Origin of the sequence: Maridesulfovibrio salexigens DSM 2638 (genome assembly GCF_000023445.1) — a bacterium.
Classification (GTDB): domain Bacteria; phylum Desulfobacterota; class Desulfovibrionia; order Desulfovibrionales; family Desulfovibrionaceae; genus Maridesulfovibrio; species Maridesulfovibrio salexigens.
On the sequence record NC_012881.1, the window covers coordinates 1,829,915 to 1,856,285 of the forward strand.

Here is a 26,371-nt window from a genome sequence, read left to right on the forward strand (position 1 = left end):
GTTGAGTAATATAAACTTTAAAATAACTAGAAATTATGAATGATATAGGCTGTATTGCATGAATAGTATTAGGGGTAAAGTGCAAAACCACTATGAATTTGAAAATGTGGTATATAAAATATTGTCTTACACCTCCCCATTAATTTTAGATTGGCGTAAAGGAGGAGCAGACAAGGCTCGTGACTTAGAAATTCAATATGAATTTGATGGACGAAGAGAAGGAGTCTTCGTTGAATGTAAATTTCATAGTAAATCTCTTTCTATTGAGCGCATCAGAAACACGCTTGACTGGGCAAGGACAGGTATTGAGCAGGTTTCGTGCATATATTTATGGGTTTGCCCTTATTTAACACCTCAAACTAAAGACTATTTAAAAGAATATCAAAAAGAGACCAATATTTCCGTACTTTATGAGGAAGAGCATTCTATTTACGAATATTTACTTGATATTGAATTGGGGAGAACCTCTAGGCTGCAGTATATAAGTAAAAAAATTCACTCTGCTATTAACTGCACCAGGAATAATATTAAAATACCATTAGAGTATGAGTCCTATGTTCTCCCAATGGACCATATGCTGTTGAATAGAGTAAAAGAAAGAACAGAATTGAACGATAATGAGTTTAGTCATTTTTATTTAACGGGTATATCTGGAACTGGTAAAACTGAGTTGGCAAAAAGTGTAGCTTTAGATTACCATAAAAGTGGAAGACCAGTCTTCTGGCACAATTTTCATATTGAAAATGATGGTAACGCCCAAAGTCTGAATTTTTTTAACTCATTAAGCTATTTTTTGGCTCATTTTGGTGAAAAACAATTTGCCGATTTTCTTAAAGAATATCAATGCAATGCCATTGCACAGTTAGCTAAAATCGCCTGTGACAGCTATTTTGAAAAAAAACCTGTACTCTTTTTAGATGATTTCCATAAGTGTAATAGTGATAAATTGTTTTCATTTCTTACAAGAATACTGTCTTTTGAAACATTTGATCTGTTTTTTATTGGTTGGTTTGATTCTTTTCCCCATAATAAAGCCAAAAAAAAAATAAAATTTATCTCACTTGATGGATTAAATAAAAAACATACCAATGATTTAGCTCACTATTATTTGGGTGAAACCCCTCCTGCTGATCTAGTCGAACTGCTATATTCAAAATGTTCAGGCATGCCCTACTTCATAACATTGGCCAATCAAATGATTAATAATTCGTTTAACGATCTTCATCACAGCTCGATAGACGAAATTTTAGATAATATTTTTGGCTCCTTAGACGATGGAGAGGATGTAGTTATCAAAGCTCTGAGTATGGCACATGTTCCACTGTCTGGTAATGCTTTTACTCAATTAAACTATTCTGCTCAGCTTAAATCGTTAGTTCGTAAGAAACTGGTTTTAGAAACTGCTAATAAGTACAAAGTTCACGACACATTAAGAAAATTTGTTAGAAAGATATGTAGCATTAGTGGAGTTTCTGAACTTGAATACAATATATTGAAAAATGAAGCTTTAAGAATTCCGGCTATAAATATTGACCTTATAGCAATAAACATGATTAATAATGCTCATTTTCAAGCTCTGACAATTTTAAATGAAAACTTTATTGACTTAATGGATAGAGGCTTTGATACGTCGCTTATTGATATAATAAACGACTTGATGGCAGAAACCTATGAGTTCAAATCTCTTTGCTGGAAAAAAGCAATGATCCTTGAAAGGTCTGGTGCATACAGTGAAGCCTCTGCAGTAATGTCACTCACTGGGCGAATTAATGATTTAGTTGAGAATTGTGACTACGAGATAATTTATACTAGGGCCCGTCTGTTGTATTTTGAAAATAAATACGATCAGCTGCTTACATTATTAGTAACGAACTTAAATATTTTTTCTGATAACTATAATGAACATATTTTGATGTGTGTACTTCTTATCGCTAGAGTCTTTTATGTTAGAGCTGATTATGAGGTGGCACTTTCGTTATATATATATGCTGTGAGTAAGGCTCTTCTGGGTGGTAATAAGGCTCTTGTTTTTAAATCACTACACCGAATTGCGATGATAGAGCTGTGTCTTGGTATGGTCTCCGCAGCAAAAGAGTGCTTTGAATTCCTAGAAAGATCCAATCTTACTCACAAACGAAAGTCGTACGCTTTATATAGAATGGCTCAATGTGAATTAAAGCTTGGCAACTATAACCGTGCTACGGAATTAAATAATAAAAGCCTTGTCATAAAAAGGAATTTCAATCATCAACGGGGGCTACTGTATTCTTGGAACTTACAAGCAGAAATAATACTGGCACAAGGAGATCCGCAGGAGGCTCTAGTCTGGGCCCAAAAATCTCAGTGTTTAGCAAAAAAACTTGGTTTGGATAAAGAGGAAATAAATTCAGGCATTGTGTTGTTTGATATATATTACCGTCTTAATATGTCGAAACAATGTATGGTTATATTGGAAGGCATATTGCCTCTTGCTCAAAAAATGAAACTCATTTCTAAAATTAAAGACATCAACAATCGCTTAAAATTATTAGGCATTCAAAGAGATGTCACATTTAATTTTAACGACCATGAATTTGATAGAAATCATTTATTAGATAAAACTCAATCAAACCTTGGAGAAGAACAACGGAGTCAAATCGAACGACTTTTGACAACCTCCAAACCTATTACTCCAAAACTCTGTAACGTTCTTTCGATATGAGATCATTAAATCTTGGACAGTGGAACAATGCATTATTGCCTTATTACTGTACTTAATTTCATAAACAGAGTTGTTTTTTGTAAGTGATTTAGCGTTTATGACATCATTTAATGTGTAGCCAGCTCCATGAGGTGACATATAAAGAGGCGGCAAGCTGCTATCTTCGGCAATATGATCAATCGTTTTATTGATTTTTACCCATGAAACAGGTTGGTCCGGAGCAATCATTATTGGCATTTCAAAAATAATATCCGAAACGTATGCACCAAGTAAAATTTTATCAATACCATAAAAACCTTCATGAGTTTCGTTAAATATAATTTCAGCTCCATCAAACAATTCAAGCATTGCTTTTGCACGCATTGTTTTTGTAAACTCATCGTATTTCATGTATGTTTTGTAATAGTCGATAGCGTCTTTAGCATATAAATATTCAAAAGGGTATCCGATTGAATCAATGCATTTTATACGTGATTTCCAGTGTCTACTTTTTTCTGGATATAATCCCGGGCCATTTTCAGAATCTCGTTTAACAATTCCAAATGAGCTATGTAAAAGAGCATAGATGTCATTGCTATTATGACGTTTGAGAATAGCCAAAAAATGATTCCCTCTGCTGAAATCGTCATCGTCTGTCATAGGCATAGATTTAATTATTTCTACTAAACGATTTGAAGCCTCCGCAATACAGGGTACATCTTCCTTGAGTTTAAGCATCGTAACGCCACAACAGTTTGGTCTAAATCCTACAGGGATTAGTGGCGGAAGTTCTGAGTCCATTAAAACGACACATCCATAAGAGAATCCAGCATCCCACCTTGATTTATTTCTCGTCATTGTAAAATCCGGCAACGCAATCAACCTGATATTTGAATTGGAAGCTCCTTCGTGGTTGTATGCCGCATGAATACTAGCCAGACCAAGAAAGGCATTTTCCTTTGCCATCTTTGCTGTAGCATCACCTGTGCTCAAGTCAGTAATACAGCCCAAGGCTTTTTTATAAAAATAGATATCATTCATAATTTCTAGTTATCGATACTTCTTTCCTACCTGATCTTCCTCCTTGGATGCTTTTTCGCGAGTATGTCTCGCTGCGAAGATAGGCTCACATGAGTGTATATTTCTGTGACGGATAATGAGCTATGACCCAATAATGTTTGGATATTTCTTATGTCTACTCCGTTTTCGAGTAGCATGGTTGCGATGGTGTGGCGGAACATGTGAGGGGTGATGGTTTCGGTAACGCCTGCAATTTCACTGTATTTTTTAATAATTCTCCTAACGGATTGATCGGAGAGTGGTTTGAGATCCCTGTTTAGAAAAAATGATGTAGAATCATGTAGTGCGTACTGATAAAGCAGACTGTATTCTTTTAAAATTTTCAAAGAGTTGTTTTCGCAAAGAGGAATTAACCTTTGTTTATTCCCTTTCCCATTTATAATTAATTTCTTATTCTTTAAATCTATTTCAGATGGTGAAATACTGCATAATTCAGAGACTCTGATCCCAGTAGCAAACAATAATTCTATTACACATATGTCTCGTGTGATTTCTCTGTATGCTTTGCTTTTATGATCAAATTTTTCTTTCTCCAGATACGCATATTTTAAAATTCTAGATAGAGATGTCTCTTTTATGATTTTAGGTAGTTCTTTTGATCTATCGATTTTAATATGTAATTTTCTAAATGGAGAGAATGGGATTAAGTCTTCTCTTTCAAGAAAATTAAAAAATGACTTTAGTGTAGCAAGCTTTCTTTTTAGCGTTTTTGGCTTATAATTATGGTTTATGTTTGACAGGTATGTTCTTATAGATTCTTTGTCGATATTTATTACTTCAACATTATTTAAATCTATTGTCTCACCAAATTGAGATAGATCTTTTCGGTAGGCTTGCAATGTTAATGAGGAGAGTGATCTTTCTAATGAACAATACTGCAAAAATGTTTTAATAGCGAAATTGAGTTTCATATATAGTTTCTCCTTTGATTTGTGTAGTTAATGCGACAAAAACAAAGAAGGTACAATTGATATATATGTAATCATTTTAGGGGTTAAATTTCATCTTAGCAGAGATTCGTTCGGAGGATAATCACGCAAGGCGTCCCTTGCCCATAAGACACCCTCAGAAGGCCAAATTTCTCTATATTTGACCGGTACAGAATAGGGGCAGACGTCAATATACTCTTTTATAGACTCTTAATGATTCATATGATAAACCCCTCACTGTTTTCTTAATATTCTACCAAGATATCTTTGTTCTTATTCATAATCGATTAATTCTGACGCCAGTGCAGAATTATATTCTGGATACTAGAGAGGGGGCGGAACATGAGACTGGAAGAGAGAATTGTACTTGATGGTGCGGCTGCAGTTGTGGTTGAGCATGCTGCTCAGGCTATGGCTGATGCGCATATAGTTGATAATACTGCCGACGCAAATGCCGCACAGGATTCTCATGCTGACCATGAGGCTAAGGACGCAGCGAATGCTAATTCCGGTTCAGCTAAGACCATAGAAGAGTCCGATGTTGCCGCGCTTTTAAAAGCTGTTGCGCCTCAGGAAAATCAACCTGTCAGCGTTGCTGGATCTGCCAAGGATCGTACTGCATCTACTGCGCCCAAAGATGATCACCAGCCGGAAGAAGATCCGGTCACTGTGCTGGTTGCTTCCAGCGGCCTTGCAGATGTTGATGATCTGCTAGGTGCAGCAAAGGAAAATGTTGTTACCGTTACTTATGACGGTGATACAGATAATCCTGACGATATTTTTAATAGAATCGAATCTGCTCTCGACGGCAAACAGGCCGCTTCCATCGGTTTTGCCTCCCATTCTATCGGCTCCGGTTCCATTCATCTGGGCGGAGATTACTCAGTTGATGCGGATACCTTGCTTTCCAATCCTGAAATGACCGAGTTCTGGAAGAATGTCGGTTCACTTGTCGAATCCGACGGACATATCGACCTGCTCGGCTGCGGTGTTGCTGACGGCGAGGTTGGCAAGGACTTTATCTCCAAGCTTGAACAGATCACCGGGCGCGAGATTGCTGCAAGTATTGATGATACCGGGAATGTCGAGGCAGGCGGCAACTGGCTGCTTGAGGAAGGCGGGGTTGATCTGGTTGAGCTGTATTTTGATAGCGGGAAGTTGGGGGAATTTGATGGGGTGCTTAGTTCCGCATCGATTACGATTTATCTTGATTCTGGTAAATCGCAAACCCTGACTGATTATAACGGAAACGGATATTACGAGATTGATAGTGTAGAAAAATTGATTGCTTTGTCTCGCAGCCGAAACCCAAGCAGAGATTGGGCCAGGAACTATGAGCTTGCTTCTAATATCGATTTCAGTTCCAGAGAAAGATATGTAGATTGGAATGGTGATGGGCGGACAGGAAGTTCTGGAGATAATGATGGTTTTAGGCCTATTGGATACGATACGGATAAAGATACCGCTGATTTTCAAGGCGTTGCCTTCACAGGTGATTTTAAGGGAAATGGAAAGACAATATTTAATCTGTACATAGATCGCCCGACTGAAAGTTATGTAGGATTGTTTGGAAATGCTTCCGGTGCCAGAATTGAGAATGTCCGTATTGTTAATGGCGAGGTCAATGGTGAAGATAATGTTGGCCTATTGGTGGGCCAACTTACCGGATCGTCAACTGTTACCAATAATGAAATTTCAGGGACTGTGAGAGGGGATGCTGCTGTTGGTGGTCTGGTCGGTATGATCAAAGGTGACCGCTCAGGCAATATTAATGTTAGTAAATCTTTCTCCACGGGCACAGTAGTTGGCGGTAAGAACGGAAACAGAGATGCGGGCGGGCTGATAGGGGCTGTATACTTATACGGATCGGAAGATGTCTTTGTGAAAGAAAGTTATTCCACAGCTAAGACAAGTGGTACTTTTGGGATAGGCGGACTAGTTGGCGGCATAAATGAATATGGAACTGGGTACGTAGTTGTTAGCGATAGCTATGCCACTGGAGAAGTGAAAGGGGATGGTTTTGTTGGTGGACTTGTCGCAGTTATGTACGGAAGTGGAAACATGGCTGTAGACAATAGTTATGCCACGGGAAATGTTTATTCTAATAATTTTCATGCAGGCGGCCTTGTCTCTTATGTTGAAGGTCTTAATAATGCGGTTGTAAGAGATAGTTATGCAACAGGAAATGTAAAAGGCAATTTATCAGTTGGTGGAGTTGTTGGTAGTGTGCGGACTGCGCAGTCTTCTGTGCGCAATTGTTATGCGCTTAATTCAAGAATTGAAGGGATATCTGATGTAGGAAGGGTTGTAGGCACTAACTGGGGCGGCACTCTTTCTGGAAACTATGCCAACCAGATAATGACTGTTGTCGGTGGTACAGTTGCTAATAAAGGACTGACAAAAGTTGATGGAGCAGATATTTGGGGTTCTCAGTATTTATCATATCAAGATTGGAGTAGAAGTCTCTGGGCGTTTCCATCTTCTTTTAGTCGCAATCCGACATTAAAAAATGCCAAGGCTTATAACGTAAATGTTCCCAAGCCTGAACCTGTAAAACCGAAGCCAGATCCATTGCCCGATCCTGTTATACCAGAACCCAAACCGGAACCCAAACCGGAGCCTAAACCGGAACCCAAACCGGAGCCTAAACCGGAACCCAAACCGGAGCCTAAACCGGAGCCTAAACCGGAGCCTAAACCAGAGACTGAGTCGGGCAATTCCCTTCCATCTGATTCTTCTCATAGTGAAGGTCCAATTAATATTGATCAAGTATATGCTAATATGGTTGATTCTCCAGATGCTTTTTTTGGAATAGAATCGAAGCCTAGTAAAGAAATTACACACAAGCAAATAACAGAGTTTAGCATTGCAGAAAAAAATGGGGATTTCTTTGTTGCAAATAAAGGAAAATTCATGAGTCTTTATAAGTATCTAGACTACTTAGAGTCAGGAGAATATCTTAAGCTTGCTCAGAAAGCGACTCTAGACGCGACATTCTTTATGATGCCTTTCCTTAAGACTCCCATTAAAATGATGCAGCTTGCACATTCAGTTGCTGAATGGACTATAGATAAATTGCAAAAATTTGAAAGGCAGGCTGGTCTTATCTATCTAGATAATGTTTTGGCTACTCGATCTACGTTTAATTTTGAACAATACATGACTACCTCACACACCAGCAATTCAATGGCTAACCGAGCTGGTGCTGATGAAATAGAGGCCATGTTTAAAGATGGTTTGATTGCAAGAGTTGATGGAAAACAAAACTTTAGTACAGGGTTAACAAGTCCAGTTTACTATAAACTGACATTCAAAGGCGCGATGGTTTTGTATACGAAAAAGGTACCACCAATAAAAATTGGCGGTTATTTTGGGACTTCAATTGGAGCTGAGCCGACTTACGAAGGAGTTGAACAAGATCCAGAATACTTTAAACATCTTTTGTTGAAGGTGCAGTAGATTATTAAAACAGCCATTTAAATAATAACGTGATCTACTGATTAATATAAACCCATTATGCCTCTCTATGTTAAAATTTATGAAATATTTCAACTCTATTCTCCTCCTTCTCCTCCTCACCGCCTGCGCCCCCAAAACCGGCACAGAAATGAGGAACGAGAATCTGGCTAAGGACCTCGCCTTCACTAAACAGGCTGAGATGACTCTTTCGGGTCAGCAGACAAACGCTACTGCTTCTGAAGCAGGCGAAGCCATCATGGGCCGGGCGATCTCTCTAAGGGATGCCATTGATTATGCCCTGAAGCATAACCTTGATGCGGCAGTGTCCGAACATCAGGTTGCTGTGCAGCGTGAAGTGCTGACCGGGTCATACTGGCGCATGCTTCCTTCTTTGATGGGTAACGCGGAATTTTCCACTCAGGACTGGTACACCCCCAGTTCTTCCAAGAGTTTTGAGAGCGGGCAGGAGTCTTTGGAACCTTCCATCTCTCATGATCTGGAGACTTCTACTCAGTCGGTTGAGCTTTCTTGGAACCTGCTTAATCTGGCGGTAGATTTCCAGCGCAAATACCAGTCTGAAGCACAGCTGGGCATGAGCAAGCAGCAGCTTAAGCGTGTGAAGCAGAATCTGATTGTGAGCGTTATTCAGGCTTACATGCGTTGCGCCATTGCCAAGGATGCCAAAGGTAAGGCTGAAAGTATTATTGCCCGTGCTCTTAAGCGTCAGGAAATAATCATTAAGCAGAAGAATGACGGAAGTCAGAAAAAGAAAGATGCCCTGAACGGTCAGATTTCTATCATTAAGTTGCGCGATAGTATCCGCCGTTATGAATATGATTACCGTCAGGCTAAAAAGGAACTTGCTCAGTTGCTGGGGCTTGCTCCTTCTGCAGAATTTACTATTGAAGGAATCAACCTCGCGGATGTTCCCAGCGAAATGGCTATGAACCTTCCGGCATGGGAAAAAGAAGCACTGGCTTCGCGTCCTGAAATGTTTGAGATGGACCTGAAAGAAGATGAAGCTGTGCGTGAAGCGGATATAGCCCTTACTCAGATGTTTCCGGCTCTGACTCCCTTTGCCCGTTATAGTCGTGATGACAACTCTTATATGTCCCGTCATCAGTGGTGTAATGTGGGATTGCGCGTATCATGGGACCTGTTGACCATTCCCCGTCTCTCTTCCGAGCAGCAAACCGGGATGAAACGGGCAGCGGTAGTTCGCAAGCAACGTCAAGCACAGGCCTTAGCTGTGCTGGTGCAGCTCAATCTGGCTACTATCGAATACCGCGATGCCTATGAATCTCTCGGCATTGCTACAGAACTTGAGCAGAGCCAGAAAGAACTGCAGGATGTAATTGACCGGGGAGTTAAATCCCGGGCGGAAAGTGAAAGTCTTCTGCTGCAGACTAACCAGCAGTATCTTGAAGCCCGTGTAAAAAGATTGCGGGCATATTCTGACCTGATCATTGCCAAGGCCAAGATCTACAATTCCATGGGCCGTGATTTTGATCAGCAGGATCTGACCGCGACCAGCGGCATCAGCACCAAGCATGCTGAAGTCACAGATGAAATGTCTTACGCCTTGAAATAGATAAAAACCAAACCGAACAGCCGAGTGAGCCTTCTGGGTTTCCTCGGCTGTTTTTTATGATCGAATCAATATGAAAAAACTGCTCCCAGCCATAGTATTGCTCGCATTGCAAGTTCTGATTGTCCCTTGTGCTCTTGCTTATAATTCCACCTTGCCTACTTTCCCTGACTTTTCGGAACAGGGAACCGATAATGAGCCAGATCTCCATAAAACTATGCAGGGCACATTTAAGGTGGTTTTTTCCCCGCGCAAAGAAGTCATTCTTTCTGCGGAGGTGGATTCCACAGTCAGCCTCGTTGCAAAGGAGTTCGGGCAATCCTTCAAAAAGGGGCAGGTACTGATCAAACTGAACCCGGAAATGTTTGTCTGGCGACAGGATAAGGCCAAAGCCCTCCACAAAAAGGCTGCAGAAACCTTCAAGGTTATCGAAAATCTGTACAAAGACAAATCCCGTTCCATCATTGATTTGGAAGAAGCCCGTGCAGATTTGACCATTTCCAAAGCTAATATGCGTATTGCCAGTAAGGAAGTAGGGTTTTGCACCATCAAGGCTCCTTATTCCGGCCGGGTTGAAAGGCTGCTGGTGGATGAACGGGAATGGGTGGAAGCAGGCACTCCGCTGATTAAAATTGTTAGCGATTCGGTGTTGCTGGCCCGCACATTGGTGCCGTGGAATGAGCTAAAGTCCTTTCCCATTGGGAAACAGGTAGATATTGAGCTGACTAGCGGTGAGACAGTGAAAGGGAAAGTCTCCCACGTAGGCGCGGTTATGGACTCCGCCAGTCAGACCTTTGAAGTGAAGATCGAAGTGCCCAACTCAAAACGAAAACTCAAATGCGGCATGACCGGCCATATTCCTACGCCCATAGCCAAGGTTGCTGAGCGATGAGTAATGAACAGCACCCGGCAATGATCTTGCACCAGCTTTCCACGGAATTGCTGGCTGCGGAAAACCTGAAGCAACTTTATTTTCGACTGCTAAACCGTTCTATTTCGCTTTGTCCTTATAAACGGGCCGTGCTGTTCAAGGTTGATGGGAAGCGCGCAAACTTTTTGGCTGTATCCGGTAAATCCGGAGTGGATGCTTATTCCGAAATGGTCGAAAAATGGGAATCTTTAGCCTCGTCACTTTCTGGCAAAGATAAACCGCAATTGCTGAACGAAGGCGTATTTTCCGATCAAGAAGCGCAGAATTGGAAATTTATCAGCGACCATACCAACGGTCTTTCCGTATATTGGCTACCGATCAAACCGTGGGGAAAGACAAAATATGTCCTCTGGTTTGAACGCTGGGAACAGGAAGAGTGGACTGAACGGGATTTACAATTGCTCAGTCTCGTTGGTGTCAGCGCAAAGGCTGCTTTTGAAAGGCTGGAACCGGAAACATTGTGCCGTCGCATAAGAGGGAAGTTTTTCAGCTGGCGACGTTTTTTGGTTGCAACTGTTGTGTTGCTTGCAGTGCTGCTCTCATGGCGGGTTCCGCTTCGAGTAGTTGCCCCGTGTGAGATTATCCCAGAAGATCCTTTTATTGTTACCGCGCCTCTTTCCGGTGTTGTCTCCGAGGTTCTGGTTGAGTCCGGTGATCAGGTTAAAGCAGGCAGTTTACTTTTTGATTACGATCCCCGTGTGGTTATGCAAGAGTTGAAAATAGCTCAGCAGCAAGTAAAAACCCTGCAGCGAACTTTAATGAATACTGAACTTAAGGCTCTTGACAGCTCAAAAGCAAAGGCTGAGTTGTCAATTTTAGAGTGCCAACTAGAGCAGGAACGGATCAGACTAAAGGTATCAGAGTATAGAGCCTCTTTGTTGGATGTCCGGGCCGAGGTTAACGGTTCGATCATCGTGGATAACCCTGATGAATGGCGTGGCCGACCGGTTGAAGTTGGTCAGAAGGTGCTCATGGTGGTTGATCCGCAGAATATAAACTTGCGTATCTGGCTTCCGGAAGCGGATAACGTTAATTTCAGCAACAGCACTGAAGTTAAAGTACTTTTGAACGCATTTCCTGATGATTCATTGCATGCGCGGATTAAATACGTGGCCCAGAGTGTTTCCGTAAGCCCGGAAGGTGTTCCCTCGATAATGGCCGAAGGAGCCTTTGATGGCCAAGCCAATATCGGAGAAGGAAAGCTTAGGATGGGGTTGAAGGGATCTGCTGTGCTCTATGGCGAAAAGGTTTCTGTTGCCTACTGGTTGCTGCGTAAACCATGGGCATCAGCTCGAAGAATAATGGGAATTTAAAGGAGAATAGACATGGCTGATGAAAGTAACGATCTCAAAGTGGTTATCCCCAACGATCTTGATTACAAATTTCGCGATTTTTTCAATGTAAATGCTTCCGCCACGGAAGTGGTTATTGAAATGGGCAATGTACACCGTTCGGTAAAGAATGAAGCCGTGCTGCGTGATCGTGTGGTTTTTTCCGTTCCCGGGGCAATCCAACTCAAGGATGCCCTGAACTCAGCCCTTGCGGAAGTGGAACGCCAGATTCGGGAAGCAGCAGAGAACAACAAGGTTTAGCATTATGATGTCAGGGGATACTCCCCTTCCGATTCTACGTCCGGATCTCGATATTATTCCGGGCCCGAAAGCCCATGACGGTTCACCCACAACGGTTGTTTATGATCCTCTTGCAAGGTCATACAACCGTTTTTCGTGGTTTGAGTTTGCAGTAATCAGGTTGCTGGGGCAGCCGCGAACTCTGGATGAAGTGGTTGATTTACTGAAGCAGGAAACAACCATGGACCCTACAGCTGAAGAAATTCTGAGCGTCTGTCAGGAATTGGTCAGGGAAGGACTGACCATAAATACTCTCATCCAGCAACCCGATCAGCTTGAGAAAGAAGTGAAAGCCAGAACTCCGCACTGGTTCAAATGGCTCTTGCATCACTATCTGTATTTCCGCATCCCTCTTTTGCGGCCTGACTCATTTCTAAGAAAAACAATCAATTACGTGCGTCCGTTGGCCTCCAATGCGGCTTTTACCTTATATTTCATATGCGGAATTATGGGGCTGATTCTGGTAAGTATGCGACATGAACAATTCTTCCATACCTTCCAGTATTTTTTCAATTTCAAAGGATTGCTTTATTACGGCACGGCCATAACGTTCGTAAAAATCGTTCATGAATTTTCACATGCCTACACTGCCAAGGCGCACGGCTTAAGAGTCCCGGTCATGGGGGTGGCTTTCATTGTGCTCTGGCCAGTGGCTTATTGTGACGTAACCGATGCATGGCGTATTCCCAAACAGCGAAAGCGACTTCCGGTTGCCGCTGCCGGGATAATCGCAGAATTGGTTATAGCTGGTTTCTGCCTCGTAGGCTGGGCTTTCACTCAACCGGGATTGTTGAATAGTCTGTTTTTCGTAGTATCCACGGCATCGCTCATTTCCACGCTGTTGGTGAACCTGAACCCGGCTATGAGTTTTGACGGTTACTACATCTTCATGGATGTGTCCGGCATCGACAACCTGCGTTCAAGGGCTTTCAATTACCTAAGATATTTATTTAGAACTTTCTGCCTAGGGATGAGCCTTACCGCTCCAGAAAAGCCCATAGGTTGGCGCAAATTTCTTTATGTCACATATTCCATATACTCATGGGCTTATCGCTTTTTTCTGTATATTGGTATCGCCGTGTTGGTTTATTACAAATTTACCAAACTGCTGGGGATCTTTTTGTTTCTGGTAGAAGTGTGGTGGTTTATCGCTCTGCCCATCGTCAAGGAGATTACGTCCGTGATAAAAATGCGCAAAATGCTTACATTCAATGCCAGATTGGTGACCTCGTTGTTACTGCTCGTTTCGTTGGCGGCATGGCTTGTCTGGCCCCGTTCGCATACTTACTATTTCCCTGCTGTGGTTGAAGCACGAAATATGCAACAAATTTACGCTCCTTTTTCTGGGGTAGTAACTGAAATAAAGGGCAGCCGGGGGAAGAAAGTCAGAGCAGGTGATGAAATATTGAGCATAGCGTCTGTTCCCCTGCGGGCCGAGATAAGCGAGCTCTCTCTGCAAGAGAAGATTCTGGATAAAGAAGCACAACTTCTGTTCATCCAGCACAATTTTTCCGCTATTCCTGAGAAGGAGGAAGAAAAGCATCAAGTCGCTTCCAGATTGCAGGGAATAAAAAAGAGGCAGGAATTCTATAATATTTCCGCACAGGTTTCAGGGGTAATTACTGAATGGGATCGCAATCTGAAAGCAGGACAGCACGTTCGTCAGAATCAGGTTTTTGGCCGCATTGTTAATCCTGAAGATTTCTATTTCGCAGCTTATATTCCAGAAGACAAAGTAGACCTTTTATCTGAAGAAGGGACAGTTTTATTTTACCCGGAAACCGGAGCTGAAGCCGTTTCGGGCACCATTATTAAGATTGGAAAGAGCAAAACCGACTCGACACGTCATATCGCTCTAACTTCACTTGCTTCAGGAGATATTCCGGCAACCCGGGATAGCTATGGCAACATTTCCTTACTAGAAGCCCGGTACGTGGTTGAAATCAGTCCAGATAGCCCAATGGGATTACCGTTGGGAAAAAGTGGTAAAATGCGTATGCAGATGGTCCCTAGATCCTATCTGATTGATATGTGGCATAAGGTTTACCGGACTTTGGTGAGAGAGAGTAATTTTTAAAGGTAGTCGCAAAATTAGGTACTTATGATAAATAGCATAGCGTGTTTAATTTTATTTCAAATTAACAGGAACCCCCCTCAGAGTTTCCTGTTCTCCAGTCATAGCCTTGCCCTTGATATTCCCAGTGCCGAGGGCTTTTTTCTCGGCGTATGAGCCGTGTTTATCAATCATCACGTTTCCTGAATGATTTTGAATTTTTAATCACGGGTCATTTTTGCCATGTTTACTCCTCTGACTGGTTGGTTTTTATGTTGATTTCTTGTCCATGCCTACTGATTGCCGAACACCACCATTGGGCTGGCAGGGGCGGGAGGTAACCGCTTGATTCAGCAATTTTAAGGCAATCAAGTATAGTCTGCAAGCTCAGTGAAAATTTATGAAACTGGTCCTGAATTGCGAATACAAGTTCTGAATGATTGTCAATTGATGCTGTATTGTCTTTATTTTCAACTAGTTCAGCAGGGTTGTCGAATGGTTTAATAGTGTCTGGTGTTTTTGACGTGTGCAGTTGTTCTAGAAAATTTGAAAGTCGTTTTTTTGAACTATTTGGTAACTCGACATCGTTGAGAGCGTTTTCGATCTCTGTTTTAAGTCCGGCTATATTGTAGCCCTGATTCATGTAATGCATGAAGCTGAATGTGTTATTTCCTGAAATTAACCAACTCAGGTCTACATTAATTTCGGATGCCAGCATATATAGGGAGCTACAGCTGATGCTGTCCAGCATACCACTTTCATAACTAGTCAATGTATCTGTCCCTAATGAGGTCCGTCTTGAAAGTTCTGCGATACTGATTTTCTTCTCAGTCCTTGCCTGCTTCAGCCTTTGACCGATTTGTTTGGTAAGTTGCCTACGATATTCTTTGTGATACCTTGAAAGACGATCAATTAACTGCTGTGATGCTGTTCGTTTCATTTATATATTCTCGCTGTAACATTTAAGCGGCCCCCCTCAGACCCGCTTGTTAATTTACATTGCCATAGCCTTAGCTGTCTGTTGCTTCTTAGCAACTTTATTCTGTTGTTTAAAAAGTCTGGAAAGCTGCTTCTTCACCTCTCCAAGCCCACTGGATTGATGCAGGTCATTGAAGTCGCTGAGACCTTGTCCTCGTTCCGCTTCGGTAAACTTGGGAACAATGGTTGTTCCACCGACAGCTCTAGCTGCTTTTTCGGCTTTTTCGACACCTACATTGTTATTCAGGTGATGGTCGTTGTCGCCTGCGATCACAATCTGGCATTGCGGGTAGCTTTCTTTCAGGGCTTTAGCTACTGGCTCAAGATTTGAAGCATCAAAAGCCACAATTGTTGGCTCATTAGTGGCCATATGCACGCTTGCAGCAGTGGCGTATCCTTCAGCGATAATAATTTTTCCACTACCGTTGAATTTGCTGTCAGGATCAATTGCGTGGAACATACCTGCCTTAAGGCCTCCTTTCTCAAAGAGTTTGCCTTCCGGAGCTATGGTTTGAAGCGTGTGGATATGACCGCGTACGTCATGACCAGGTACAAGCAGATCCCCGCGCTCGTTGACCTTGACCCCGTAGGCCGGAACACCTTTTTTAGTGAGGTATTCCTGCTGCTGGGTGGCCCACTTGGCGTTGGTCCACTTGGCAAAAGAACGTTTTGAAGCCTTTTCGCGCTGCTCGGCGAGGGCTTTCTCTCGTTCGATCCTCTTCTGTGCAGCCTGTGCCTTGATTTGAGACTTTTCTTCAGCGGTAAGTTCAAGGCCATCAGCCTTCCAGTTCATTTTCAAGCCAGTCTTATGATTCTGGATGAATCCTGCAGGGCGGGCATCAAGGAATCCTTTGTATGCACCGTCTCTTGAATTGGGTTTGCCATCGATGACTGGCACGCGCTGTAGTGTTCCGTCCATGATTGGCTGCTGGCCCTGAAGATCAAGTCCGGCTTCCTGCAAGGCTTTGGCAAATTCCTGAACAGCATTTGTCTGCGGAGCATTGACCTTTTCCTTGGGAAGCCAATTGGCTAAGGTGTTGAGGTCTGTTCCGGTGGGAGCAAACCACAACTTCTCGGATTTATCCCAGCGTGCGCCGAGCTTCTTGGCCTGTCCTTTTTCCTGATAGGGAACATTGAGATAGGTCTTTTCTGTGGCAAGACGGGGTTCCTGAGGCTTTTCTTTTTGCTGCGCTGCGGCTTTGTTCTCCGGTAGCCATGCAGCGAATTTTTGAACGTCTTCTCCTTCAGGGGCGAACCACATTTTTTGAGTCTGGTCCCATTTGGCTCCGAGCTGCTTTGCTTGATTCTTCTCAGAGAAGGGTACTTTGAGCCATGTCTTGCCGTTCTCCGGAACTCCATATTTTGATTCGCGCTGTTCCAGCTTTGCCTTGTCCGGGGCAGAAACTGACATGCCTTGCTCCTTGGTTGCTTCCTTGCCGCGTTCTTTCTCAAATCCTAGAGTGTAATCCTTGATCTTTTCAGCACTCTGGCAGGCCCGGACGATCTCATAAGGATCTTCCTTCAGAACTTTGACCCAGCTTTTCACGTAACTGGCATGTTGTTCCGGATTATGGCTGATGCCGAGTTCTGAACTGGTCATCCAGCTTGCTATTTCCGCGCGCAGTTCTTCCTTGGCGTAGAACTCCGAGCCGAAAGGACCGAATTCACGGTCAAGCCGTGATTCATGGCCGGTCCAATGTCCCAGTTCGTGCAGGGCGGTGCTGTAGTATTTGTCGGGACTGTCAAAGGCCGCGTGCGGGGGAAGATGGATTTCATCAGAAGAAGGTCTGTAGAATGCCCGGTCGCGTTGATCATGGGTGATGCTTGCGCCGGAATTCTCCAGAATGGCTTCAGCTCGTTCATCCGGATTCCAAGATATCTCCCGGCCATCCCATTCAGGAATCCCGTCAATCTGGCTGGCGTGGAAGACATTGGAGAAACGCAGGATCGGCTTTTCAAGTTGGATTCGTTCAGCCTTTACGTTGCCATCTTCATCCCGTTCCGGCTTGCCGTCTTCGTCCTTCTCAACACTGACTTGAGACATCTGCCAAAAGACTATGGTCTGAGACTTTGAGCCCTTACGAACCTGCCAGCCTTTTGATTCAGCCTGTTTGTAGGACATGAATCTAGGATCATTCAGTCCGTCTGAACTGAGCATGACCTGGTTGATTCCACGATAGACTGCTCCGGAGACAGGGTTGAAAGCCGGCTGGAATTCACCAGCTTTCCATGGCCTTTGCCAGGGCGCGGTTCCTTTTTCCAGTTTATCGATGATTTCTTCGGCAAACCGCTGATAATATGGTGTCTTAGCTTTTGCCATTTTGTCATTCCTCCGTTTCAATTTCTTCAGGGTCGAAGGGATCAAAAGAAGCGTCTTCCGCTTCTTCAAGCGTGAGTGCATCTTCCTCGAAGGCTCCCATGTGGTCGGCCAGCTCCGGGTCAACCTCGATGGCTGCGCCGGGATTTTCAGTCATTTCCCGGTCGAGCTGGTCGGCCTGATCGTTCAAGTGTTTTTTGATTTCGTCGTTGTCGGGCATGTTTTCTCCTTGGGTTTGCGGGTTAGCTTTCAAGTTTAGGTTTTCCTTTCTCATCAAAGCAGCGGAATTTGCATTCAGGAAAACCGCTGCAACTCCACCAGAACAAGCCCTTGCGCTTGGCTGGCCTGCGGATCAGACCTTTGCCGCAATCCGGGCATTTATGTTCTTTGGATGCTGCAAGCTTCTTGGCAGGCTTGGCCTTGAGATCCGGCTTACCGGCTTTGTTGGGAAAGGTTGCGTTGCAATCGGGATATGCGGAGCAGCCCCAGAATTTACCTTTCGGTCCTTTGCGGGGCTTCAGGAATCCGGTTTTGCATTTGGGGCATTGAACGGCGCTGCTCTTGATATTTATGCCTTCACGTTTGACGCGCGCGATCTCCTGAGCAACGGAACCGTCCACCTCCTCGATGAGCTGGAGGTAATTCAGTTCGCCGGCTTCGATTTGCTTTTGCTTCTCGTGCCAGAGAGCGGTCATGTCCGGTTTTACTGCAAATTCCGGTAGGGCATCATGGAATTCCCGGCCCAGCTCGGTGCTGATGACCTTCTTGCTTTTTTCCGCCACAAAGCCGCGCCTGAAGAGCGTTTCAATGTGGGAGTCGCGTGTGGCCGGAGTCCCGATTCCGCCGGATTCGTCTTGCTTGTCGCTATCCTTGTCCATAAACAGCTTTTTGATTTCAGGGTCGGTCACATACTTTGCGACCGAGGTGAGATCCTTGAGCAGACTTTTCATGGTGTAGCGTGCCGGGGGCTTGGTGAAAGACTTCACTGATTCGGCGGATTCAACGGTGCCGGAATCATTCTGCTGGAGCTTGTGCAGCTCCGGCTGCTTCTCGGCTTTTTCGTAATCTTTGAGATATTGCTCATCCAGCAGCCGCCAGCCCGGTGAACTGTTCAGCCTGCCTTCAGCCTTGAATTTGTGGCCGGCTATTTTCAGTTCCACTTTTGTGGCCACAAATTCTGCCGGAAGATAAAACTGAGCAATATAGAGCTTCACGATCAGCGTATAAATGCGTCGTTCGTCTTCGTTCAGCTTGCCCAGCTCTGGCACATTCATGGTCGGAATTATGGCATGGTGCGCAGTGACTTTCTTGGAATTGAAAGCCTTAGACTTCAGGTTCGGAGCAGCGTATTCGGCCATGTCTCCAAAAGCCGGAGTCAGAGCCTGCAACAGCTCCGGTGCTTCTGCGTGCCGCTCGTCATTGAGGTAACGGCAATCGCTGCGGTTGTATGTGATCGCCTTGTGCTGGTCGCGCAGCCGCTGGGTAATCTCCAGCACCTTTTTCGGCTTGTAGTTCCAGAGTCCGGCAGCATCGGCCTGCAAAGCAAGCAGGTTGTAGGGCAGGGGAGGATCATTCTTGCGCTCGGAAGTCTGCACGGAAAGAACCGTGGCCGGCTGACCTTGGACTTCGTTGGCAATCTTTTTGCCAAATACCGCATCCGCGATCCTGCCTTTCTCATCCACCGGTGCATCATCGGCGGGAATATATTCGGCCTCAACCAACTGACTAGGCATATCAATCTGTGCTTTTACTGTATGATAAGCCTGTTTTTCATGTCCTTCATGGGCGCGGTCACGAGCCACCACCAAACCAAGGATGGGGGTCTGGACCCGGCCAACCGAGAGCACACCCTGATAGCCTTTTTTCTGGGCCAGCGTGGAATAGCAACGAGTCAGGTTGTAACCATACCGCTGATCACAAACAGCACGAGCCAGCGCGGACATGGACAGCCCATGGTATTTGCTGTTGTTCTCCATGTTCTTAAGGGCTTTGAGAATTGCGGAGCCGTTGTTGTCGTTGATCAGCAATCTTTTGGTCGGTTTTTCCAGTAGACCAGCAAACTCGATAACTTCATCGACCAGACGCTGACCTTCCGGGTCCGGGTCGCCGGCATTGACCAGCTCGTCGGCCTGATGAGCCAGCTCGATGATTTTTTTGAGATGGTCGACGTGCTTACTTTCCGGGGCATAGGTAACCGGCCACTTCATAGGCAGGGTATTCAGATCCCAGAGCTTGTAACGTTCGTCGTGTTCTTCCGGATCAGTCAGTCGCAGCACATGACCCCAGAGCCAGGTGATACGATCGCCGTTTACTTGAAAGGCTGCTCCGGTCGGCCTATCTGGGCCGCCCAGAGCTTGCGATATGGCTAAGGCCACATCTCGTTTTTCAGCGATGAATAGACGCATGATCTATCCTCCGAATTTAAAGGTTAAAACAGGTATGACCCTCCGCACCTGATCCATATTCACCAGCCCGAAGTAACGGCCATCAAAGCTGTTTTCGGTGTAGGTGGACAGGGCCAGACCTTTGGCAGAGGGGATAACAGTGGATTTCAGGAAAATTGGAAGTTGGCGGCCGTAGCGATCGCTGGATCTCGCTTGTGTGTGTGGAAGCAGCTTGGAATTAATGCAGACTCCTTCAGCGGATATCTTAATGGAATCTCCGGGAAGGCCGGCTAATTTCTTGAGCAGCGGTCTGTTACCGTTCAGGCCCAGATAGTGCCGCTCAAGGGAAATTTGGAAATAGGGATTTTCTTCAGCAAGACTGAAGGTGATCAGGTCGCCTCGCTCAGGCTTGCCGGGGACAATCTGGTAAATTCCATGGGGCATGGAATCGGTGAAGTTGAAGCGAAAGCCCAATTCATGCAGCAAGAAGACGATTCCCAGCGCATGGAGAAAGAACAGGATCAGCAGCATATTTTTCATGCTGCGTTCCTGTTGATATTCTTGGTCCAGTATGATTTACGCCATGAACGTTTTGTTGCCTCGGTACTGATGGGCATGGAGCAGAGAGCATCAATTTCTTGCAGCTCTTCAGGAGTTAGTTCAGCCAACCATGCTTCAAACTTCTCATCACGGGCTGCCTGTTCAGCTTCTTTTGATTTCTTTTTGTCCAGTTCTTGCAGTTCGCGAATGACAGCTTTTTCTCTCTTGGCATTAGCAAGGGCCTGCTCGTTAGGAGTCAGGAAGCCTACAGGCCTGCGCCATGTGCCTTTGCTTTTCAACGTGGCGAATAGGTAATTGCAGGGGCCTTTGCGCGCTTCCGGGAAAGTGTCGTGTTCCAGTTCCCATTCAGCGGCATGTAGTGAGTTCTCGATATCGAGGATTGTTTCATCGAAGGAAAGTCGGTGCTGAGCTATCTGGCGGATCTGATCCGGACCAAACCGTTCCTCATGGAGTCGGGGCCAAAGGATTTGAAATTCGTCTGTGCTGATTGAAAGCAGTCTGCGCGCCCAACGTTCTTCTTCACTCTCTTCAGAACCAGATAGATTTTTTATCTGTCTATCTAATAGTACCGGGTTTTGATACTGATCAGCATTGGTATCAGGCTGCGGAACTGAATTGCCTTCAGCCCTTGACTGGCAAGGGATAATGCCTTGTTTAGTAGCTAAAATACCATTGGTAACAGGATACCGATCATGTTTGGTATCAAGATTGGTATCATTGCGGTCATGATACCGGTCATGTTCGGTAACACCGTGTTGATACCGATCAGCATTGGTAACATCCTGAACCGGAAAGGCTTGCAATAGTTCCTTCATGCGTCCCATGGGGCCGCTGTTCAGCTTTAGGATGATACCAAAGCGGGGACCGCGTTCGTGTGTCCTTTTGGTGTATATCTCGGCTTCGTGTCCCTGTTTGATGACCCGCCTAGCTGTTACTTCGCTGCAAGCTGCATCTCTGGCAATAGATTGAATTACAAGGGATATCTCATCCTGTTCAGTCTGTTCTGAAAGGGCAGAGATGATACCGAACACTCGCTTGCCCTGATCGGATAAGCGGGAAAAGAGTATGTCTATATTGTCGGCAAGGTTCAGTGATTGGGCTGGCTCGGCATTTTGAACAAGCCTGTTACCAAAGTTGATTTGATACCGGTCAGCATTGGTAACATCCTGCGCTTGATACCGGTCATGATCGGTATCAAGCAGCAATCCGTATTCCTGCTTGTAGAGACTCAGGAAGAACTCGCAGCGTTCTTTATACAAGGTAATGATGCTGCCATGCCTGCGTCCGGATTCGTGATTTTCACGAAGGAAGAGTCCCGCTTTTTCTCCTTTGGGAAGAGTGCGCAGGACGCTCAATTTGCTGCATTTAACACCGTGTTGCAGACTTGAAACCACAAAAGGAAACGGCTCATCCATAGTCGGCCCGGACTGGATAAGGGCGGCAAGAATTCTTTTGCCGGTCACGGAAAGACGGTTGTAGAATCCGGCAATATCACGGCGCATGAGCTTCCTCAGATGATCGGTATCAGCTTGATTCTGATACTGATCACTGTAGTTACTAGAGCCTTGAGGTTCGTATTCTCGTGCCGTTGCATTCATGGACTGATTCCTTAGAAGTCAGGTCAGTTGAAATTAAATCGCCTGCGTTGATTCCTTCAGGCATTACGCAAAGGTCGTCACAGCCAGGGCAGCGCACTTGCTTGCCCATTTTCATGGCCCGGTGTTGACCAGGCTCTTTGCATTCTCCGAAGAGAGGTTTCAGGAACGGAATTCGTCCCTGATCCACTTTCATCAAGGCGCGTCCAGAAACTTGTTCCGGAGGCAAAAACATGTATGGAACACGGCCATCGCCATGACAGACCGGGCAGCTGGGACGACCTGTCTTTCTGGTTCCATTGGCGGCCATCCAAGCAGAGCAGGCCGGACAGGTCCGGCAGGCCTCACGCGGGAAACGCACAGGGAGCAGTGTTTCAATTTCAGTATTCTTCATCTTCATAAACAGTGCCCTCTTCGAGCTCTTCCATCTCAGCATCCAAATCTATTGCCGGCTCGTTAGGAGCTGGCGTTTCTTCGATCTGCTCATTAAGTTTGTCGGATTTATCAGGGGCCGGAATCTTCGACCTTTCAAGGAATTTCGGATCAAGGAAGAAGAGGATCTGCTTGCCGTATATAGGAGCAAAACCGGCGGGAAAGATAAGCATATCGCCTGATTTGGTTATCATTCCGTTATGATCCTTTTCCGCACCGGGAAGTCGCATGCATTCGTCAGGAGTGAGCAGGGCGCGTTTAGCTTCGGAAACGCTTACATTGGCTCTGCTTAATCGTCCGGCTCTTGTGCCGGAAATTGAGGTCTTTCTTTGTACGACTGTTGCTTCACCGGTCATCTTGGAAAGGACTTGTGCTGTTTCAATTTTGTTAGGAGCGTAAGCCATGCGTAGATGGCAGTTACTCATGATGGATTCTTCCTTTCCATAGGCGGACTGGAGTTGAGTTAGATCCTGCACGATAATGTAGGCCTTGATCCCGTAACCGGCCATGAAAGCCAGGGCTCGTTCAAAGATTTCCATTTTGCCCAGGGAAGTGAACTCATCGAGCATAAGCAGAAGGCGATGTTTGTAGCCGGCTTTAACCGCTCCGTTTGAAAATTCCATTTCTTCAGTCAGCCGGCGCAGGACTATGTTCAAGATTAGCCTGACCAGCGGACGTAAGCGGTCGATATCTGAAGGCCTGATGACGAGATAGAGTGAAACCGGCTGCTCGGAGTTCATGAGATCGGTGATACGGAAATCGCATCCAGATGTGGATCTGCTGACAACCGGATCACGATAAAGAGCCATATTCGCTACGGCAGTGGATACGACTCCGGAAAGTTCGGCATCGGCTTTGTTGAGCATCTCGCGGGCTGCCGCTGCAATAAATTTTCTGATGGCAACTTTTGAATCGTGATCCATTTCTTCGCCAAAGAGTTCTTCAAGCTGGGCGACATGATCTTCGTTCAGCATTTCTTCAAACAGTTCAGACATCTCTCTGTTTTCATCGGCAAGCATCAGAGACAGATCATTCAATGTGGCGTGTGTGCCGGCATTGATCCGGAAATAGATAAGGCAATGCAGGATCGTTCCACCAAGGAATGAAAAAGCAGCTTTATTCCAGTAGTCCCGCAAACCTTTACCGTCCGGGTCAACAATCATGCTGGCAATATTCTGGGCATCGGGAATGGCGTGGGGGCCACCGAGCCTGATCTCAGAAAGAGGATTGTAGCGCGCGGAGCTGCCAGTTGTGTCAGTGGGGTCAAATTTCATGACCTTATGCCCCTGAGCCTTGCGCCAGCCGGAAGTTAAAGCCCAGTTCTCACCTTTAATGTCGAGAACTATCGTGCTTCCTTCCCATGAAAGAAGGGTAGGCAGAACCAGACCGACGCCCTTACCGGAGCGGGTAGGCGCGAAAGCCATGATGTGTTCCGGACCGTTGTGACGTAAGTAGCGGAGTACTTTCTTATCTTGCCAGCCTCCTACGTAGACTCCGGAGCCTTCGAGCAGACCGGCTTTTTTGATTTCTTTTTTCTCGGCCCAATGTGCTGTTCCATGGATGTCATCAACTCCTTTGGGCTTGCCGGAGAAAAGAGCGACCAAGCCCAAGACAAGTATTTGCGGAGCTACAAAAATTATAAGGGAAGTTGATATGATACGATCAAGATACTCACTTGGCTGCACAATTTTTACCCAGTTAAAAATCATCCACGGCCAGTAGAATTGTTCATATGCAGTCGGCCCCAGAGCCTTATGGTGGCCGTATAAAACGGCAGTGTTCTGGGTGGCGTAGCCCATGGCGACGCAGGCCAGTACCAGGAGGAAAAGGAGATAAAGCAAACCGCTCCATCCACGTCCTTTCTTTTTACCAAGTCCGTATACGTTATTAGTCATCTTTAGATCCTGTATGGCTTGTAGGGACGAGCGAAAACGATGTCCTTGGTCACGACCATATTGAAACGTTTACCCGGCGCGGTGCTGATAGCCGGCTTAATGGCCATGTTGTTCTGCAAAAGCGAAAGGGTGGACTGGCCTAGCTGGCTGGAGAGTGCCGAGCCGAGTTCATCCTGAAGGCTGGGATTATCGCTGGAAGATGAGCCTTTATTGAAGGAGTCCATGGCGAAGGCCATGCCGCCACTAATCAGGCTCATGATGGCTGAAGAACCGAAAATGCGCAGATAGTGGTTATCTACATCCCCGGAATAACCGGCATAGCCGCCTACATCGGTTCCGGGCATGATACCGAGGGTGATGGATGAACCGTCTGGAAAGATAATTCTGTTCCAGGCAACAAGAACACGAGTCTGGCCGGCAGCGACTCTGGAGTCATAAACCCCGATCATGCGCGCACCTTGCGGTATGAGCATGTATTGCCCGGTGGCGGTGTCGTAGATATTCTGGCTGACCTGCCCGATTATCTGGCCGGGGAGATCCGAGTTGATGCCGGTGATCATTATCCCGGCAATGACTGATCCGGTTTTTAACTCGAACTGTTTACCGGGAACCCGCTCATAAGGGAGTTGCCAAGAACCGTCTTTTGCTGCGCGACTATTGAGGAAGGCTTCTTTGTCCTTTTGGTCATTACCTTCAGTTGGAGCAGTATTGGACATGTTCGGTAAGGTTATGGGGTGGCGTGAGCGAACATCGCCAATGTCAGTTTGTATGACTTTGACGTTTTTCTTTTCCGGCATGGAAGCCTGGATTTTGAGCGGAGCAGCTAGGGCCGCTTTCATTCGCTCAAGTTTGAATGTCCGCAGTTCCTGAAGTTCTTTTATGTGTTGCTTTTCAGCTTCGGTTGGTTCGATCGGGCGAACAACCGTAACTGAGATTTTATCTTGAGCCGGTAGCTTTTTTTCTTCTTTCTTCTCCTCTTTAGGAGGGAGTGAAAGACCGAATGTCTCAGGTTCGGTCAAGGTTTGCCTGATGTCCGATTCGGTCACAGCGGCTTTTTCTTCTTTTGCCGCTTTATTTTTCTTGCTGGAGTTGTAAAGCGAGTATGCCATGACGGAAACAATCATCATTGCCATAACAACGCAGATAATGATTATCCTGTTGTTGCGTTTGCCGCTCATAGATTGCTGTACAAGGCTGTTAGGAGAATCTGACATGATGAAATCCTATTGCGCCTTGATGATGTACATGAGGGCTACGTTGCGAGGGCGGGTTTCTGCGCCGCTTCCTACAGATGTGGAGGTGCCAGTTCCCGATGCGGAAAAAGAAGCTCCGCCAAAGGGACTTCCAAAGTTGGGAGTTGTCACCAGTGATCTGGCAGCACCTGCACTATGGTACGGAGATGCTGTAACGGAAGTTCTGCCCGAAACAGTTATTGTCGTCTGATGCGAATGCCTTTCCATTGCGTCAGCTTGTGCGCTTCCAAGTGCCCGGCCTGCATCTACACCGCGCCCACTGTCCAGCCCTCGGATGAATTCTCCGCGTAAGTCAGGAACATTTGCGCCTACTACGGCAGCAAGTTCAGGGTATCCGGTTGTTGATTGGCCGTTGCATTCAAGCCAGCCGACAGGGGGAGTGTCTCCTCTATATGCGGCGACTGCTCCAATCGGGTAGTCGCTGGCGGCACGTGCTTGAACAGCAACAGAAGTAGGATTGAAGCTGGTAGCATCTCCTGCAAAAGCGTTGGGTGCATAGTTGAGGGCAATCAGTACCGCCACCAGCAGAGCGATGCAGGCGGAAACTGCCATGATAAGAGTTCTGAATGACATTGGTCTTTTTTCTTCTATCTTCATGATCTTCT

At 45.5% G+C, this 26,371-nt stretch carries 19 protein-coding genes; 7 read left to right on the forward strand and 12 right to left on the reverse strand.

What is annotated here, in order from left to right; all coding sequences use genetic code 11:
- The first annotated feature begins 58 nt into the window (after positions 1–58).
- A complete protein-coding gene (locus tag DESAL_RS08370; RefSeq protein WP_015851549.1) occupies positions 59–2,701 on the forward strand; it encodes an ATP-binding protein in 2,643 nt (880 codons plus the stop codon).
- Here DESAL_RS08370 and DESAL_RS20220 read toward each other — a convergent pair.
- The gene (locus DESAL_RS20220) at positions 2,606–3,721 is read right to left on the reverse strand and encodes a hypothetical protein (protein ID WP_015851550.1); all 1,116 of its coding nucleotides are present in this window, start codon (positions 3,719–3,721) and stop codon (positions 2,606–2,608) included. The genes DESAL_RS08370 and DESAL_RS20220 overlap by 96 nt on opposite strands.
- Positions 3,722–3,747: 26 nt before the next feature.
- Positions 3,748–4,671, reverse strand: a complete 924-nt coding sequence (locus DESAL_RS08375) for a tyrosine-type recombinase/integrase (RefSeq protein WP_015851551.1) — start codon at positions 4,669–4,671, stop codon at positions 3,748–3,750.
- A 360-nt stretch (positions 4,672–5,031) separates the two neighbouring features.
- On the opposite strand from DESAL_RS08375, the gene DESAL_RS08380 reads away from it, so the two are divergent.
- The 6 genes from DESAL_RS08380 (at position 5,032) to DESAL_RS08405 (ending at position 14,375) form a co-directional block, all read left to right on the forward strand.
- The gene (locus DESAL_RS08380) at positions 5,032–8,148 is read left to right on the forward strand and encodes a DUF4347 domain-containing protein (protein ID WP_015851552.1); all 3,117 of its coding nucleotides are present in this window, start codon (positions 5,032–5,034) and stop codon (positions 8,146–8,148) included.
- A 148-nt stretch (positions 8,149–8,296) separates the two neighbouring features.
- A complete protein-coding gene (locus DESAL_RS08385; RefSeq protein ID WP_197528803.1) occupies positions 8,297–9,739 on the forward strand; it encodes a TolC family protein in 1,443 nt (480 codons plus the stop codon).
- Between the two features lie 70 nt (positions 9,740–9,809).
- On the forward strand, positions 9,810–10,628 hold the full coding sequence (locus DESAL_RS08390; protein WP_015851554.1) for an efflux RND transporter periplasmic adaptor subunit: 819 nt from the start codon (positions 9,810–9,812) through the stop codon (positions 10,626–10,628).
- Positions 10,625–11,980: an RND family efflux transporter gene (locus DESAL_RS08395; RefSeq protein WP_015851555.1), complete on the forward strand. Its 1,356-nt coding sequence runs from the start codon at positions 10,625–10,627 to the stop codon at positions 11,978–11,980. The genes DESAL_RS08390 and DESAL_RS08395 overlap by 4 nt, the downstream gene beginning before the upstream one ends.
- A gap of 12 nt (positions 11,981–11,992) precedes the next feature.
- Positions 11,993–12,259, forward strand: a complete 267-nt coding sequence (locus tag DESAL_RS08400) for a hypothetical protein (RefSeq protein ID WP_015851556.1) — start codon at positions 11,993–11,995, stop codon at positions 12,257–12,259.
- A 4-nt stretch (positions 12,260–12,263) separates the two neighbouring features.
- Positions 12,264–14,375: a site-2 protease family protein gene (locus DESAL_RS08405; protein WP_015851557.1), complete on the forward strand. Its 2,112-nt coding sequence runs from the start codon at positions 12,264–12,266 to the stop codon at positions 14,373–14,375.
- A gap of 223 nt (positions 14,376–14,598) precedes the next feature.
- Here DESAL_RS08405 and DESAL_RS19720 read toward each other — a convergent pair whose 3' ends face one another.
- The 10 genes from DESAL_RS19720 to DESAL_RS08455 are packed head-to-tail and all read right to left on the reverse strand — an operon-like array spanning position 14,599 to position 26,363.
- Complete coding sequence (locus DESAL_RS19720) at positions 14,599–15,291, reverse strand: helix-turn-helix domain-containing protein (RefSeq protein WP_015851559.1); 693 nt, start codon at positions 15,289–15,291, stop codon at positions 14,599–14,601.
- A gap of 54 nt (positions 15,292–15,345) precedes the next feature.
- Positions 15,346–17,649, reverse strand: coding sequence for a zincin-like metallopeptidase domain-containing protein (locus DESAL_RS08415; protein ID WP_015851560.1), 2,304 nt, complete (start codon positions 17,647–17,649; stop codon positions 15,346–15,348).
- 4 nt (positions 17,650–17,653) lie between these two features.
- Positions 17,654–17,866: a hypothetical protein gene (locus DESAL_RS08420; RefSeq protein ID WP_015851561.1), complete on the reverse strand. Its 213-nt coding sequence runs from the start codon at positions 17,864–17,866 to the stop codon at positions 17,654–17,656.
- Between the two features lie 22 nt (positions 17,867–17,888).
- Positions 17,889–20,051, reverse strand: coding sequence for a DNA topoisomerase (locus DESAL_RS08425; protein WP_015851562.1), 2,163 nt, complete (start codon positions 20,049–20,051; stop codon positions 17,889–17,891).
- A gap of 3 nt (positions 20,052–20,054) precedes the next feature.
- Positions 20,055–20,570: a conjugative transfer signal peptidase TraF gene (gene traF, locus DESAL_RS08430; RefSeq protein WP_015851563.1), complete on the reverse strand. Its 516-nt coding sequence runs from the start codon at positions 20,568–20,570 to the stop codon at positions 20,055–20,057.
- The gene (locus DESAL_RS08435) at positions 20,567–22,189 is read right to left on the reverse strand and encodes a hypothetical protein (RefSeq protein WP_015851564.1); all 1,623 of its coding nucleotides are present in this window, start codon (positions 22,187–22,189) and stop codon (positions 20,567–20,569) included. The genes traF and DESAL_RS08435 overlap by 4 nt, the downstream gene beginning before the upstream one ends.
- Positions 22,149–22,586 carry a hypothetical protein gene (locus tag DESAL_RS08440; RefSeq protein WP_015851565.1) on the reverse strand — a complete coding sequence of 146 codons (438 nt, stop codon included), beginning with the start codon at positions 22,584–22,586 and terminating at the stop codon, positions 22,149–22,151. Before DESAL_RS08440 ends, DESAL_RS08435 begins: the two co-directional genes overlap by 41 nt.
- The gene (locus DESAL_RS08445) at positions 22,567–24,513 is read right to left on the reverse strand and encodes a type IV secretory system conjugative DNA transfer family protein (RefSeq protein WP_015851566.1); all 1,947 of its coding nucleotides are present in this window, start codon (positions 24,511–24,513) and stop codon (positions 22,567–22,569) included. Before DESAL_RS08445 ends, DESAL_RS08440 begins: the two co-directional genes overlap by 20 nt.
- Positions 24,514–24,515: 2 nt before the next feature.
- The gene (locus DESAL_RS08450) at positions 24,516–25,727 is read right to left on the reverse strand and encodes a TrbI/VirB10 family protein (RefSeq protein ID WP_015851567.1); all 1,212 of its coding nucleotides are present in this window, start codon (positions 25,725–25,727) and stop codon (positions 24,516–24,518) included.
- A 9-nt stretch (positions 25,728–25,736) separates the two neighbouring features.
- Complete coding sequence (locus DESAL_RS08455) at positions 25,737–26,363, reverse strand: tail fiber protein (RefSeq protein ID WP_015851568.1); 627 nt, start codon at positions 26,361–26,363, stop codon at positions 25,737–25,739.
- Positions 26,364–26,371 lie beyond the last annotated feature (8 nt).